The 656-nt window shown below is 37.3% G+C and carries 1 protein-coding gene; it reads left to right on the forward strand.

The genetic code is table 11. The features are described 5' to 3' along the window. Positions 1-20: 20 nt before the first annotated feature. Positions 21-656, forward strand: a 636-nt coding sequence (locus AB840_RS15550; protein WP_461782352.1) for a relaxase/mobilization nuclease domain-containing protein, incomplete at its 3' end; no start/stop codon positions are given.

Raw genomic sequence — 656 nt, forward strand, 5'->3', positions numbered from 1 at the left:
AAATAAAAGAAAACGACGTGATGATGATGGCAACAACTAAATTAAGTGCCACCAAATCAACGTCACGGGCTATCAACTATGCTGAGAAACGAGCTGTAGAAAAAAGTGGCTTAAATTGTGATGTGGATTATGCCAAATCGAGTTTTAAAGCCTCTCGCGAACTGTATGGTAAAACTGATGGTAACCAAGGGCATGTCATTATCCAATCATTTAAACCCGACGAAGTCACACCCGAACAATGTAATCAGTTAGGTTTAGAACTCGCTGAGAAAATAGCGCCTAATCATCAAGTCGCTATGTACACACATAATAATACGGATCATATACACAATCATATTGTGATTAATGCAATTAATCTTGAAACAGGCAAGAAATTTAACAACAATAAACAAGCCTTACGTGATTTAAGGGATTTGAATGATGAGGTCTGTCGAGCACATGGCTTAAGTGTGCCAGAGAAAGATACCGCACGATTGCGTTACACACAAACAGAAAAAGCAATTGCTGATCCTAATACAAAATCAACAGCCCAATATTCATGGAAAGATGAAATCAGAGAGGTGATAGACCAATCACAAGCAACGAATATGGATGAATTCAAAGACCATTTAAACCAACAATGTTTTTCGCTTTACAGAGTTTATTTTCGTCGTTAT

Source organism: Megasphaera cerevisiae DSM 20462, assembly GCF_001045675.1.
Lineage (GTDB): Bacteria > Bacillota > Negativicutes > Veillonellales > Megasphaeraceae > Megasphaera > Megasphaera cerevisiae.